The organism is Brevundimonas sp. SL130, from assembly GCF_026625805.1.
Classification (GTDB): Bacteria; Pseudomonadota; Alphaproteobacteria; order Caulobacterales; family Caulobacteraceae; genus Brevundimonas.
In genome coordinates, this window is record NZ_CP113064.1 from 817147 (window position 1) to 829403 (window position 12257).

General features: G+C 66.4%; 16 protein-coding genes. 12 read left to right on the forward strand and 4 right to left on the reverse strand.

What is annotated here, in order from left to right:
* Positions 1–2: 2 nt before the first annotated feature.
* The 4 genes from OU998_RS04065 (at position 3) to OU998_RS04080 (ending at position 1790) form a co-directional block, all read left to right on the forward strand.
* Entirely contained in the window at positions 3–182 is a 180-nt protein-coding gene (locus OU998_RS04065; RefSeq protein ID WP_267515566.1) for a hypothetical protein, read from the forward strand.
* Positions 179–730: a cytochrome c oxidase assembly protein gene (locus OU998_RS04070; RefSeq protein WP_267515567.1), complete on the forward strand. Its 552-nt coding sequence runs from the start codon at positions 179–181 to the stop codon at positions 728–730. The genes OU998_RS04065 and OU998_RS04070 overlap by 4 nt, the downstream gene beginning before the upstream one ends.
* Positions 730–1149: an NUDIX domain-containing protein gene (locus tag OU998_RS04075; protein ID WP_267515568.1), complete on the forward strand. Its 420-nt coding sequence runs from the start codon at positions 730–732 to the stop codon at positions 1147–1149. The genes OU998_RS04070 and OU998_RS04075 overlap by 1 nt, the downstream gene beginning before the upstream one ends.
* Before the next feature lie 86 nt (positions 1150–1235).
* Positions 1236–1790, forward strand: coding sequence for an NADPH-dependent FMN reductase (locus OU998_RS04080; RefSeq protein WP_267515569.1), 555 nt, complete (start codon positions 1236–1238; stop codon positions 1788–1790).
* Between the two features lie 777 nt (positions 1791–2567).
* Here the strand turns inward: OU998_RS04080 and OU998_RS04085 are convergent.
* Positions 2568–2936, reverse strand: coding sequence for a hypothetical protein (locus OU998_RS04085; protein WP_267515570.1), 369 nt, complete (start codon positions 2934–2936; stop codon positions 2568–2570).
* Positions 2937–3423: 487 nt separating this feature from the next.
* Positions 3424–3636, reverse strand: coding sequence for a cold-shock protein (locus OU998_RS04090; protein ID WP_008260410.1), 213 nt, complete (start codon positions 3634–3636; stop codon positions 3424–3426).
* 239 nt (positions 3637–3875) lie between these two features.
* On the opposite strand from OU998_RS04090, the gene OU998_RS04095 reads away from it, so the two are divergent.
* The 3 genes from OU998_RS04095 to OU998_RS04105 all read left to right on the forward strand — a co-directional run bounded on the left by OU998_RS04095 (position 3876) and on the right by OU998_RS04105 (position 6462).
* Positions 3876–4070, forward strand: coding sequence for a hypothetical protein (locus tag OU998_RS04095; RefSeq protein WP_267515571.1), 195 nt, complete (start codon positions 3876–3878; stop codon positions 4068–4070).
* Positions 4071–4178: 108 nt separating this feature from the next.
* Positions 4179–4781: a GNAT family N-acetyltransferase gene (locus OU998_RS04100; RefSeq protein ID WP_267515572.1), complete on the forward strand. Its 603-nt coding sequence runs from the start codon at positions 4179–4181 to the stop codon at positions 4779–4781.
* 13 nt (positions 4782–4794) lie between these two features.
* Positions 4795–6462 (forward strand): putative bifunctional diguanylate cyclase/phosphodiesterase, encoded by a 1668-nt coding sequence (locus tag OU998_RS04105; RefSeq protein ID WP_267515573.1) that lies wholly within the window; start codon positions 4795–4797, stop codon positions 6460–6462.
* Between the two features lie 3 nt (positions 6463–6465).
* On the opposite strand, the gene OU998_RS04110 is transcribed toward OU998_RS04105, so the two are convergent.
* Complete coding sequence (locus tag OU998_RS04110) at positions 6466–7332, reverse strand: MBL fold metallo-hydrolase (protein WP_267515574.1); 867 nt, start codon at positions 7330–7332, stop codon at positions 6466–6468.
* A gap of 71 nt (positions 7333–7403) precedes the next feature.
* Here OU998_RS04110 and OU998_RS04115 point away from each other — a divergent pair, with 71 nt between their 5' ends.
* The 4 genes from OU998_RS04115 to OU998_RS04130 all read left to right on the forward strand — a co-directional run bounded on the left by OU998_RS04115 (position 7404) and on the right by OU998_RS04130 (position 10831).
* Positions 7404–7736, forward strand: a complete 333-nt coding sequence (locus OU998_RS04115) for an ArsR/SmtB family transcription factor (protein ID WP_267515575.1) — start codon at positions 7404–7406, stop codon at positions 7734–7736.
* A 5-nt stretch (positions 7737–7741) separates the two neighbouring features.
* On the forward strand, positions 7742–8278 hold the full coding sequence (locus tag OU998_RS04120; protein WP_267515576.1) for a rhodanese family protein: 537 nt from the start codon (positions 7742–7744) through the stop codon (positions 8276–8278).
* A gap of 4 nt (positions 8279–8282) precedes the next feature.
* Positions 8283–9065: a sulfite exporter TauE/SafE family protein gene (locus tag OU998_RS04125; protein WP_267515577.1), complete on the forward strand. Its 783-nt coding sequence runs from the start codon at positions 8283–8285 to the stop codon at positions 9063–9065.
* Between the two features lie 62 nt (positions 9066–9127).
* Positions 9128–10831 (forward strand): bifunctional protein-serine/threonine kinase/phosphatase, encoded by a 1704-nt coding sequence (locus tag OU998_RS04130; protein ID WP_267515578.1) that lies wholly within the window; start codon positions 9128–9130, stop codon positions 10829–10831.
* 24 nt (positions 10832–10855) lie between these two features.
* Here OU998_RS04130 and OU998_RS04135 read toward each other — a convergent pair whose 3' ends face one another.
* Positions 10856–11311 (reverse strand): chemotaxis protein CheW, encoded by a 456-nt coding sequence (locus tag OU998_RS04135; RefSeq protein ID WP_267515579.1) that lies wholly within the window; start codon positions 11309–11311, stop codon positions 10856–10858.
* 385 nt (positions 11312–11696) lie between these two features.
* Between OU998_RS04135 and OU998_RS04140 the strand changes: the two genes are divergently transcribed.
* The gene (locus OU998_RS04140) at positions 11697–12245 is read left to right on the forward strand and encodes a MarR family winged helix-turn-helix transcriptional regulator (protein ID WP_267516703.1); all 549 of its coding nucleotides are present in this window, start codon (positions 11697–11699) and stop codon (positions 12243–12245) included.
* The last annotated feature ends 12 nt before the right edge of the window (positions 12246–12257 follow it).

Below are 12257 nucleotides of genomic sequence, written 5' to 3' on the forward strand. Positions count from 1 at the left end.
CCATGCGTCTGAGCCCTGAGGAACTGCGCGCCCGCAAACGGCGCAACGTCTGGATCGCGGCGGCCCTGGTGGCCTTCATCGTCCTGGTCTTCACCACCACGGTCCTGCGCCTGCAACAGAACCAGGCGGCCGAGCGCGCCCTGTTGCAAGGTTCGACGCCAGCGGGGGCGGCGCCGCGATGAACAATCCCGGCCGCAAGAACCTGATCGCCTTCGTCTGCGTCCTGGGCGTGATGGGGATGACCGGCGCGGCCTTTGCGGCGGTGCCGCTTTATCGGATGTTCTGCCAGGTCACCGGCTTTGACGGCACGGTGCGCCGGGCGGACAAGGCGCCGGACAGGGTGCTGGACCAGACGGTGCTGGTGCGGTTCGACACCAATGTGCGGGGCGGCCTGCCCATGAGCTTCCGCGCCGAACAGACGACCCAGAGGGTGCGGGTCGGGGCGACGGGCCTGGCCTATTTCGACGTCACCAACACCTCGGACCAGCCGATCCAGGTGCGGGCCGGATACAATGTCGTGCCGGAATACACCGGCCCCTATTTCCAGAAGCTGCAGTGTTTCTGCTTCCAGGATCAGACCCTGGCGGCGGGCGAGACGCGTCAGTTCCCGGTCCAGTATTTCATCGCCCCCGAACTGGCCACCGATCGCGAGGCCAAGGGCGCGCGCGAGATCACCCTGAGCTACACCTTCTATCCGTCGGTCGATGCGCCGACGGGGCCGAAGGCCTGATGGGGCGACCCGGCGTCGATTTTCCCGGCGTCGGCTGCGGACTGGTGATCCAGCGGGCCGATGGGCGGGTGCTGCTGTGCAAGCGGCTGAAACCGCCCGAGGCGGGGCATTGGAACATTGTCGGCGGCAAGGTCGATCACATGGAAATCTCCGCCGAGGCCGCGCGTCGCGAGGCGGAGGAGGAGAGCGGGCTGACGATCGGCGCGGTCGAATTCCTGTGCCTGTCGGAGGAGATCATTGCGGCGGACCGCCAGCACTGGGTGTCGCTGATCTATCTGGCGCGCGACTTCACCGGCGAGCCGTGGCTGACCGAGCCGGACAAGCTGTCCGAGATCGGCTGGTTCGCGCTGGACGACCTGCCCCAGCCGCTGTCGGTGTTCGCGAAGACGGCGTTCGCGGCGTTGAAGGCGCGGGGTTAGCGCGGGTTGGGAGGGGGGGAAGGGAACATCCGGCGTCGTGATCTGTTATGCTGGCGCTTGAACCCTCTCACCCCGGAGCGCCCCCCATGTCCGTCCGCGTCGCCCTGATCGTCGGCAGCCTGAGAGAAGGCTCCTATTCCCGCGCCATCGGCCTGGAGATGAAGGCTCTGGCCGCGCCAGGGCTGGAGGTGGAGTTGGTCGAGATCGGCGATCTGCCGCTGTATAATCCCGACCTGGACACGGACGCGCCGCCCGCCGCCTGGGCTCGGTTCCGGGCGGAGATGGCGGGGGTTCAGGCCGTGCTGTTCGTGACGCCGGAATACAATCGCTCGATCCCCGGGGCGCTGAAGAACGCCCTGGACGTCGGTTCGCGCCCCTATGGCCACAGCATCTGGTCGGGCAAGCCGGCCGCCATCGTCAGCGTCTCGCCCGGCGCCCTGGCCGCCTTCGGCGCCAACCACCACCTGCGCCAGCCCCTGGTCTTCCTGAACATGCCGACCATGACCCAGCCCGAAGCCTATCTGGGCGGCGTCGCCGACCTGCTGGACGAGCACGGCAAGCTGAAGAACGAGGGGACGCGGGACTTCCTGAAGGGGTTCACGGATGCGTTCGCGGGGTGGATCGAGAAGACGAGGGGGTGAGGCGGTTGACTTAGTCTGATTGACGGAGCGGAAGCCGTTTCTCTTTTCGACCCGTTGCGAACCCTCATGCTGTTCGGTTTGGCGCGCTTTAATGATCGTTCAAGTTCATGCTCGCCATACCGGTCGGGCATAGGAAGGCGGTTTGCATGTTTGAAAAGATTGCGAGCAAGCTCGGCTACCTCACGAAGCCGAGGGCCTACGAGCAAGCGGTCTTAAACGCATGCGGAGATTCGCTAGGGCCAGAGGATCGGGCGGCTTTCACTGAACATCTCCGACTGTCTCGGGGACTTCAAAGATCAAACAATGATCGGGTCGCGATCATCGCTGTGAGGCGGTCGAAGGCTCGACTGAAGTTCAATGTGTCTAAAGATACCTGCATCTACGCATGCCGCTTAAAGAACGACGCGTCCGGGTTCTCTTGCCGTGCGCAAATATATGTCTCCGCCCTCGGCTATCTAGCTACACTCGAATTTCACAAGCCGCCTGAGAATCTTGGGACGGGACCATTCTCCTTCCATCCCGTGAAGTCGCGGCAGTCCGTCACGGTAGAGATCGACGCTGAAGAGCACGGCCCAGCCCGAAGCCTTATCTGGGCGGGGTCGCCGACCTGCTGGACGAGCACGGCAAGCTGAAGAACGACGGGACGCGGGACTTTCTGAAGGGGTTCACGGATGCGTTCGCGGGGTGGATCGAGAAGACGAAGGCGTGAGGCGGTTGACTTAGTCTGATTGACGGAGCGGAAGCCGTTTCTCCTATCGACCCATTGCGGACCTCTACCTATTCTCCCAACGCGAGCGAAAGCCTCTCCCTCACGTCCGACGGGAGAACTTCCCGAGACGCGCTGAGCAAAATCAGGTCTGCCTCTGACCAGACCTTTTTCCGAGTAATGGAGCCTGTGATTGACACATTTTCCAACACCAGCTTCGTAAGGCTTAGTCCACGTCCCTCGAGTGCCGACGAGAGGTAACAAAGTTCAACCTCGTTCATACCGCGTACGGCCTCTTGGAGGTCCGCAAGCACGTATTTCGTATCGCGGTCACTCAGAGCGGCCAGTTCATCGGGGGTGAACATGGGCTGATCCGCGTGGAACTCGACCATGGTCGCGGAGAGGGCATCAAGCGCAAGCTTTCGTTCGTGCGGTTCCATAAGGCACCTTCGGCTATGGAAGGTTTGGTTTCCACCCGTAGTTGACGTCTACCGGGACCACTTTGTGAGGTGGGCGCCGATGTCTGCTTTCGGCGGCAAAGCCCATGATCGAAATCGACCCGTTGCGGACCTTGGCGCTCTCTTTCCCCTTTCGTCATCCTCCGGCAAGCCGCCTCTTGGCGGCGCGGACCGGGGGACCCAGCGGCGCCGAAGGCGATGCGTCCGCCGCAGGATGCTGAAAGGGATAGTCCGCGACAGGTTCGCGCTCCCGCGCGCCGCTGGGTCCCCCGGTCTCGCTACGCTCGCCGGAGGATGACGAAAGTGGAGAAAACGCCGCTCTGCGAGCTGATCAGTCCGGCGACTTTTTCAACGATATCCACCCCTAGCCGAAGTTCGAAACGTCTTCTTTAGGCATCCAACCGAACCCCAATTGAAAACGGCGGCTCCTTTCGGAGCCGCCGTCGCCAAATCAGCTGTGAAGCTGAAATCAGCCGATGGTTTGCAGCTGGCCAGCGGATTCCTTGCCCGAACGCTTGTCGCGTTCCAGCTCGTAGGAAACCTTTTGGTTTTCATCCAGGCCGCGCAGGCCAGCGCCTTCAACGGCCGAGATGTGGACGAAGACGTCCTTGCCGCCGTCGTCGGGTTGGATGAAGCCGTAACCCTTGGTGGGGTTGAACCATTTAACAGTGCCGGTAGCCATTTTGAGACCTCCGTTAGCAGTTGACCGAGGGAACGTCCGTTCGGCCTGTCGGGTCTGAATGGGAGCGGCCTGGACTCGTGCGTTCGCAGAGAGAGTGGGCGTTACGCAGAGAGATCGACGAGCTCTATGTATTCAGGTCTTTGAGACAAATGCAAGCGCGGCCGCAGAGAAGGATATTTCCGGGTATGGAACGGTCCAGCTTGGCGCGCGTTGTTGGAGGATACGGAAAGGCAATATCCATGAACCGCATCCACGTTGTGGAGCGCGCCTACCAGCTCGCTCGCTCGCCCGATTGTCTGAACACCGGCGATGTCGTCAAGGCCCTGTCCGCCGGGGGCTATTCCAGCGCGGAGCTGTCGCACTTTCAGGGCAGCGCGATCCGCGCGGACCTGAACCGCATCTGCAAGATGCCGGTCGAGACCGAGGCCGCCTGACCAGGCAGGCCGGCTTTGGCCGGCGTCGCCGGAAACAATACGCCGTCGCCGATCAGATTCCCGTGCGTCTGTCGCCAAGCGGCCGATGGCGCGCTAGATTGCGGGTCGATGGCCCTCCTGGACTGGATGAGCGATGTAGCCGGACCGGTGGTCCGGGGCGACGGCGTGCTGTTGAGGCCGCCGCGGGCGTCCGACTATTCGGCCTGGTCCGCCCTGCGCGACGGGTCGCGCGACTATCTTCAGCCGTGGGAGCCGGCCTGGCCCGACGACGACCTCAGCAAGGCGGCGTTCCGGCGTCGGCTGTCGATCTATGGGCGGGAGATGGAGCTGGGCAACGCCTGGCCCTTCTTCGTCTTCGTCGACGGCGGCAAGACGCTGGTCGGCGCCGTCACCCTGTCGAACGTGCGGCGCGGCGTGGCCGAGACGGGCACCCTGGGTTACTGGATCGGCCAGCCCTACGCCGGGCGCGGCCATGCGACGGCGGCGATGCGTGCGGTGGTCGCCTACGCCTTCGAGCGGTTGAAGCTGCACCGGCTGGAGGCGGCCTGTCTGCCGACCAACCAGGCCTCGCGGCGGGTGCTGGAGAAATCCGGCTTTCGAAACGAGGGTTTGGCCCGAGCTTATTTGAAAATTAACGGCGAGTGGGCAGATCATCTGCTGTTCGGCCTCGTCGAGGACGAGATTGATCGCGGCGGTCGGACGCCGTCATGAGAGGGCGACAGCTTTGAACGCGCGACCCCGATCCCTGGCCTGGGACGCCACGAGCGCCATTGAGGCGCTGGCGGCCGCCGACACGGCCCTGTGGGTGTGGACGCCCGCCCTGGATCAACTGCGCTTCACCGGGGCGACCCGCGCTTTGGGCCTGGGGCCCTTGGCGCCGGAATGTTCGGGCGCCGGCTTCGTCGCCTCGTCCATGCCGCAGGACCGGTCGCTGGCCGAAAAAATGCTGAAGCCGCAGGAGGAGGGGACCGAGATCGCCGTGCGTCTGCGCATGCGCGGATCCGAGACCTGCCTGTGGCGGGGGGTCTGGCTGGAGGACGGGCTGCGCTCCGCCGGGGTGGTGGCGCTGGAGACCAAGTTCGCCGGCTCGGACCGGGACGTGCTGACCGGTCTGCTGGATCGCCGCGCCTTTATCGCGCGGGTCGGCGAGGCGCTGACCCAGCCGGGCGAATACGAGATCGTGGTCGGCGACGTCGATCGTCTGCGCCGCCTGAACGAAGCCCTGGGCCACGAGCGGACCGACCTGGTGCTGTCGGCCCTGGGCTCGCGCCTGGCTGCGGCCTTCGCCAAGGAGACCTCGCCGGCGCGGATCGGCGAGGACGAGTTCGCCGTCATTGTGCCCAAGACCGCGTCCCACGCCAGCTATCGCCTGCGCGAGGCGCTGGAGCAGCCGCTGCGGGTCGCGGGCTTCGACATCTATCCGACGGTGTCCATCGGGGCCGTGGTGGTCGAGGGCGGGCCGGACGCGCCGGACGCCTCCGAACTGCTGCGGCGGGTCGAACTGGCGGTGGAATCGGCCAAGGGCGCCGGGCGCGGCGGGTCGGCCGCCTATGGCCGGGCGCTGGAGAGCGACAGCCTGAGCCGCCTGGCGCTGGAGGCGGATCTGAGGAACGCCTTCGTGCGCGGCGAGATCACCCCCTTCTTCCAGCCGATCGTCAATCTGAAGACCGGCGCCGTGGCGGGGTTCGAGGCCCTGGCGCGCTGGCGCCACCCGCGTCGCGGCCTGGTGCCGCCGGACGAGTTCCTGGGCCTGACCGCCGATCTGGGCATGATGAACGACCTGGGCCTGCTGATGATGACCCAGTCGGCGCGGCAGCTGGCCGAATGGATCCAGCGCCATCCCCAGGCCGGCAAGATGTTCTGCAGCGTCAACCTGTCGGTCGGCGAGATCGAACGCCCGCACCTGTGCGAGGATGTGGCGCGGATCATCAAGGAAAGCGGCCTGCCCAAGGGGGCGCTGAAGCTGGAAGTGACCGAGGGCGACATCATGCGCGACACCGCGCACGCCGCCGAGGTGCTGCAGTCGCTGAAGGATGTCGGGGCGTCGCTGGCGCTGGACGATTTCGGCACCGGCTTCTCGTCCCTGTCGTATCTGGCGCGCCTGCCGTTCGATACGCTGAAGATCGACCGCTATTTCGTGCTGACGATGAACAAGGACGAGGGTTCGGCCAAGATCGTCAAGTCGGTTGTCAACCTGGGCCGCGACCTGTCGCTGGAGGTCGTGGCCGAAGGGGTGGAGAACGCCGAACTGGCCGCCCTGCTGCTGGAGGCCCAGTGCCACTACGGCCAGGGCTTCGGCTATGCGCCGGCTCTGCCCGCCCAGGAGGCCGAGGTCTATCTGGCCGAGAGCCTGGCGGACGGCACGGCGCCGCTGAAGCAGCGGTCGGCCTAGGCCTCAGATCACGTTCAGCGGCAGGCGCAGATAGCGTTGGCCCCCGGCGTCCGGCGGCGGGAGGTCGCCGGCGCGGATGTTGACCTGGAGCGAGGGCAGGATCAGCTGGGGCGCGCCCAGGGTGGCGTCGCGGGTTTCGCGCATGGCCACGAACGCCTCCTCCGAGATCCCGCCGCCTATGTGGATGTTTTCAGCGCGCTGTTGGGCGACGGTGGTTTCGAAGCGGTAGTCGGTGCGGCCCTGCGGCAGATAGTCGTGGCCGACGAAGACGCGGGTGTCGTCGGGTAGGGCGAGCAGGCGCTGGATCGACCGATACAGGGTGCGGGCGTCGCCGCCGGGGAAGTCCGTGCGGGCCGTGCCGTAGTCCGGCATGAACAGGGTGTCGCCGGTGAAGACCGCGTCGCCGATCCGGTAGCTGATACAGGCGGGGGTGTGGCCGGGCGTGTGGATCACCTGGACCGACAGGTCGCCCAGAGCGAAGACGTCGCCGTCGCCATACAGGTGATCGAACACCCGGCCGTCGCTGCGCACGTCGTCGGCGCCGAACAGGGGGGCGAAGGTCGACTGGACCTCGGTGATATGGGCGCCGATGCCGATGGAGACGCCCGTCGCGCGCCGAAGATGGGCGGCGGCCGTCAGATGGTCCGCATGGGCGTGGGTCTCGAGCGTCAGGGCCAGGGTCAGGCCCGCCGAACTCAGCGCCGCCATGACGGCGTCGATGGATCGGGTCGAGGTGCGGGCCGAGGCGGCGTCGAAATCCAGGACCGGGTCGATGATCGCCGCCATGCCGGTGGCGGGGTCGCTGACCAGATAGGTCACAGTATGGGTCGCGGGGTCGAAGAAGCCGCGAACTTCGGGGTGTTGGGCCATGGGGAAGGCTCCTTTCGCGCCTCAACATATTAGCTATTGCTAATTTAGCAAGTGCTCATATATTGCGGCTCATGATCGACCTTCACACCATCGGACTTGAGCGTTTCCAGGCCAGCGCAGGCGAGGCGGCGGCGATGCTGCGCGCCCTCTCCAACGAGAAACGGCTGATGATCCTGTGTCAGTTGGGCGAGGGCGAACTGTCGGTCGGCCAGCTGCTGCCGTTGGTCGGCCTGTCGCAGTCGGCCCTGTCCCAGCATCTGGCCAAGCTGCGCGACGAGGCCCTGGTGTCCACGCGGCGCGACGGCACGACCGTCTTCTATCGCGTCGCCGATCCGGCCGTCCTGAAGGTGATCGCCGTCCTGGCCGAAATCTATTGTCCCCCTGTTGCTCCCGAAAAGGAATGAGCCTGATGACCGTCCTGACCCCCTTGTCCCCCGCCGAGGTCTCGCGCCGCCTGACCGAAAACAGCGCCGTCCTGATCGACATTCGCGAACAGGACGAATTCGTCCGCGAACATGTCGCCGGCGCGGTCCATGCGCCCCTGTCCAGCTTTGAAGAGTCCGCGCGCACCCTCGCGGACGGGCGCGACGTGATCTTCACCTGCCGAACCGGGAACCGGACCGGCGTCAATTGCAATCGCCTGGCGGCCCAGGTGCCGGGCCAGGCCTATGTGCTGGACGGCGGCCTGGACGCCTGGAAGGCGCAAGGCCTGGCGATCCGCACCGACCGGTCCAAGCCCATCGAACTGATGCGGCAGGTCCAGATGGCGGCCGGGGGGCTGATCCTGATCGGGGCGGGCCTGGGGCTGCTGGTTCATCCCGCCTTCTGGGGCCTGTCCGCCTTTGTCGGCGCCGGCCTGTTGTTTGCGGGGACCACCGGGTTCTGCGGCATGGCGCGCCTGCTGGCCGTCATGCCCTGGAACAGAAGCGCGGCTGGGGTCGCCTGACGCCATGAGCACCGACCTGCTGGCGCTGAGCCTCGCCGCTGTCAGCGGCGGCGTCGTCGCCCTGCTGCTGACCCTGTTCGGCGGCGGCGGGTCGGTGCTGGCCGTGCCCCTGCTGCTCTATCTCGTCGGCGTCAAAGACCCGCATGTCGCCATCGGCGTCTCGGCGGCGGGGGTGTCGCTGAACGCCCTGACCGCCCTGGCCGGCCAGGCCAAGGCCGGGCGGGTGCGCTGGCCCTGCGCCACCCTGTTCGCCGTCACCGGGGCGGCGGGCGCCTGGTTCGGGTCGTCCCTGGCCAAGATGATCGACGGCCATCAGCTTCTGTTGATCTTCGCCGTCGCCATGGCGGCCGTGGGTTTGTCCATGCTGCGGCCCAAGCCTGTCGTCGTTCGCGCCGAGCCCCGGCTCAACTGGGCCATGTCGCCCAGGATCGGCCTGGCCGGGGCGGGGGTCGGGTCGGCGGCGGGCTTCTTCGGCATCGGCGGCGGGTTCCTGATCGTGCCCGGCCTGATGGCGGCGACGGGCATGAGCCTGGCGACCGCCCAGGCGACGTCCCTGCTCAGCGTCGCGGCCTTCGGGGCGACGACGGCCGGCAACTACGCCCTGTCCGGCTGGATCGACCCGGGTCTGGTCGCGGCCATGACGGTCGGCGGGGTGGCGGGGACGGCGGCGGGCCTGCCGCTGGCGCGGCGGCTCGGCGCAAAGGCCGCTCTGGGTCGTGTCCTGTTTGCGGGTCTGATCCTGCTGGTCGCCGTCTATGTCGCGGTTCGGGCGATCATGGCCTTGTGAGGCGAGCGGTCTGAGGCGCAAGGCGCTAGCCATCGGCTGACAATTCACTGACACTCGTCGCCATGACCGACGCCAGACTGGAAATCGCCGCCGGTTTCGCCACTGCACAGGGGCCGAAGGCGGACAATCAGGATTTCGGCGGCGTGCATCTGGGCACGCCGGCCGAGCAGCGCGAGCATGGGGTCATCGCCGTGATCGCCGACGGGGTGTCGGGGTCCAAGGCCGGACGAATGGCGGCCGAGCTGACGACGCGCAGCTTTATCGACGGCTATCTGGATCAGAACCCGCTGAACGGCATAGCCGCCAACGGGATCAAGGCGCTGCGGGGCTTCAACCGCTGGCTCCATGCGCGGGGCCGGATCGATCCGACCATGGAGGCGGCGGCGACCACCTTCACCGCCCTGATCCTGCGCGGGCGGGAGGCGGTGGCGCTGCACGTGGGGGACAGCCGGGCCTGGCATTTCCGCGACGGAGTGCTGACGCGGCTGACCGAGGATCACACCCGGGCGCAGCAGGGGCTGAGCCATGTGCTGTACCGCGCCGTCGGGATCGAGGCGGACGTGAAGCTGGACGTGCGCCATGTGGAGCTGCACCCGCACGACCGGCTGCTGCTGACCACGGATGGGGTTCATGGAGTGCTGTCGGACGCTGCGCTGGCGCGGTTGCTGGCGCGGCGTGGATCGCCGGACGCGGACGCCCAGGCCATTCTGGCCGAGGTGGCCGAGATCGGGGCGCGCGACAACGCCACGGCCCTGGTCATCGACGTCATGGCGATCGGGGCGCCCGACTGGGAGGCGATCACGGCCGAGGCCGAGGGGCTGGCCATCCTGCCGCCGCCGAAACAGGGGCAGACGGTGGACGGGTTTCATCTGGAGCGGCTGGTCGCCGACGGGCGCTATACGCGGCTATTCTTGGCGCGGTCCGGCGACGCGCGGTCCGGCGAAGAAAGGGTGGTGCTGAAGTTTCCCAAGCCTGCGGCCGTGTCGGAGCGGGGCGCGCGGACGGCCTTCCTGCGCGAGGCCTTTATCGGGCGACGCATCGACAGCCCCTTCGTCGGCAAGGTGCTGAGCCTGGATGCGGGACGCCAGAGCCGGCTCTATATCGTCCAGCCCTTCTATCAGGGGCAGACCCTGCACGCGCGGCTGGCGGAGGACGGGCCGTTCGAGATCGCCGAGGGGATCGGCGTGGCCCTGGGGCTGGCGCGGGGGGTGGCGGTCCTGCACCGGGCCGGGGTGATCCACCGCGACATCAAGCCGGACAATGTGATCCTGGAGGCGAACGGCGGGCTGAAGCTGGTCGACCTGGGCGTGGCGCGGCTGAAGCGGGCCGAGGAGTTCGCCGAGGCCGAGGCGCCCGGCACCCCCGGCTTCAAGGCGCCCGAGATGTATGACGGCGAGAGCGGGAGCGCCGCCACGGATCAGTTCGCCCTCGGCGTGACCTTGTATCGGCTGTTCACGGGGACCTATCCGTGGGGCGAGGTGGATCCGTCGGACGCGCCGCGCTTTGACCGCGCCCCGGTATCGCTCGGGCGCCGTCGCCCGGACATACCGGCCTGGTTGGAGGCCGCCGTCATGCGCGCCGTCGCCGTCGATCCGAACGAGCGGTTCGAGGACGTCGAGGAGCTGATCCATGTGCTGGAGACGGGCAGCGCCGCCGCCGCCCCCGCGCCTCGCCCGCTGTCGCTGATGGAGCGCGACCCCGTGCGGTTCTGGCAGGGCGTATGCCTGTTTCTGGTGGTTCTGCTGATGGTCGCCCTGGCGACGTGATCGTCCGAGCTTAGAGACGGCGGCTCAGGCGGCCTCGGCCATCGGGGGCAGGACGTTGTCCAGATCCAGCAGACTGATCATCTCGCCGTCGACGGCGAAGATGCCGGCGATCACGCCGGGGCCGCCGACGCAGTCGCCGAGTTCGGGCGTTTCTTGACGCATGGCGTCATCCAGTTCGACGATGTCGGACACGGCCTCGACCAGCAGTCCGACCGTCCGCGAACCGCATTTGACCACCATGATGGCGTGCCGCGCCGACGGCTCCTTGGTCGGCAGACCGAGACGCGCCGCCAGGTCGATGATGGGCAGGACCAGGCCGCGAAGATTGACGACGCCCTTCATATAGTCCGGCGCTTGCGGCAGGGGCGTGGTCGGAGTCCAGCCCCGGATTTCCAGAACCGAGGTGATGTCGATGCAGAACGCCTGCTCTCCGACGCGAAAGCCGACCAGTTCACGACGGCCGCCCTTGGAAACTGTCATCTCAGAACGCCTCTCTATTCGCTGCCCAACCGGCCGCCCGGATTAATCGCGTCGGACAAACCCGCTGCGACTCCTCCATTCGGCCCAAGTGTCGCGCAAGCGCCTAGCGATTTCGTTAATGCCGAGAACCATCTGTACGGCGACAAAACTAAGTCACCGCATTTGCGATCACTCATTCAAGGCGAATTTGTGTAAACAAGTATTGAATATGCCACTACGTATTATGGTTGCCTGGCTAACTGAAGCTTAGTGTCCGTGATTGGTTAATTTTCAACCGACAGGGTATGTGCGCTTGCGAAACTACAGCTGTCCGACTAGGTGATTCTGCGTAAATTTTACGAGGCGACTCAGCCAGCCTCGTGTGGGGCGGGTACGAATTCTTTCAATGTCTGATAGTGTCCAAGTAGATGGTGGGAATGACTTAATTCGACTTTCTGGCTCGAGCCTGGGCGAAGGAAGTCGGGACGCGGTCCAGATTCTTATCAAGCAAAGGATCGCGCTCATCTCCCGCCGCTGGTCCACGCGCGCGAGCCGGCTTTTCAAGGCCTATGGATTCACGAACGCGCAGAGGGCGCCGCTTCATCTCTTGAAGCATGCGCCCCAGGGTCTGACGCAGTCCGAACTCGCCGATGGATTGCAGCTGTCGGAGCCGACGCTGTCGCGGCGTGTGACGCGGCTGCTGGCCGACGGCCTGGTGTCGAAACACCGCCTGCCCGGCGACGGACGCGCGAACCTGATCAAGCTGGAGCCTGCGGGCCTGAAGGCGCTGGATGGGTCGGAAAACACGGCCGCCCTTGACCGAAAACTGTTGTTCCAGGGGCTGTCGACCGAGGATCTGGGGGCCGCCTTGCGGGTGTTGGACGTCCTGGCGGCGCGGATGGAAGATCCCCTCGAAAGCGAGATCGAGGCCGAGGCTGAACTCACCGCCGTCTGAGGCGCCCGCCTC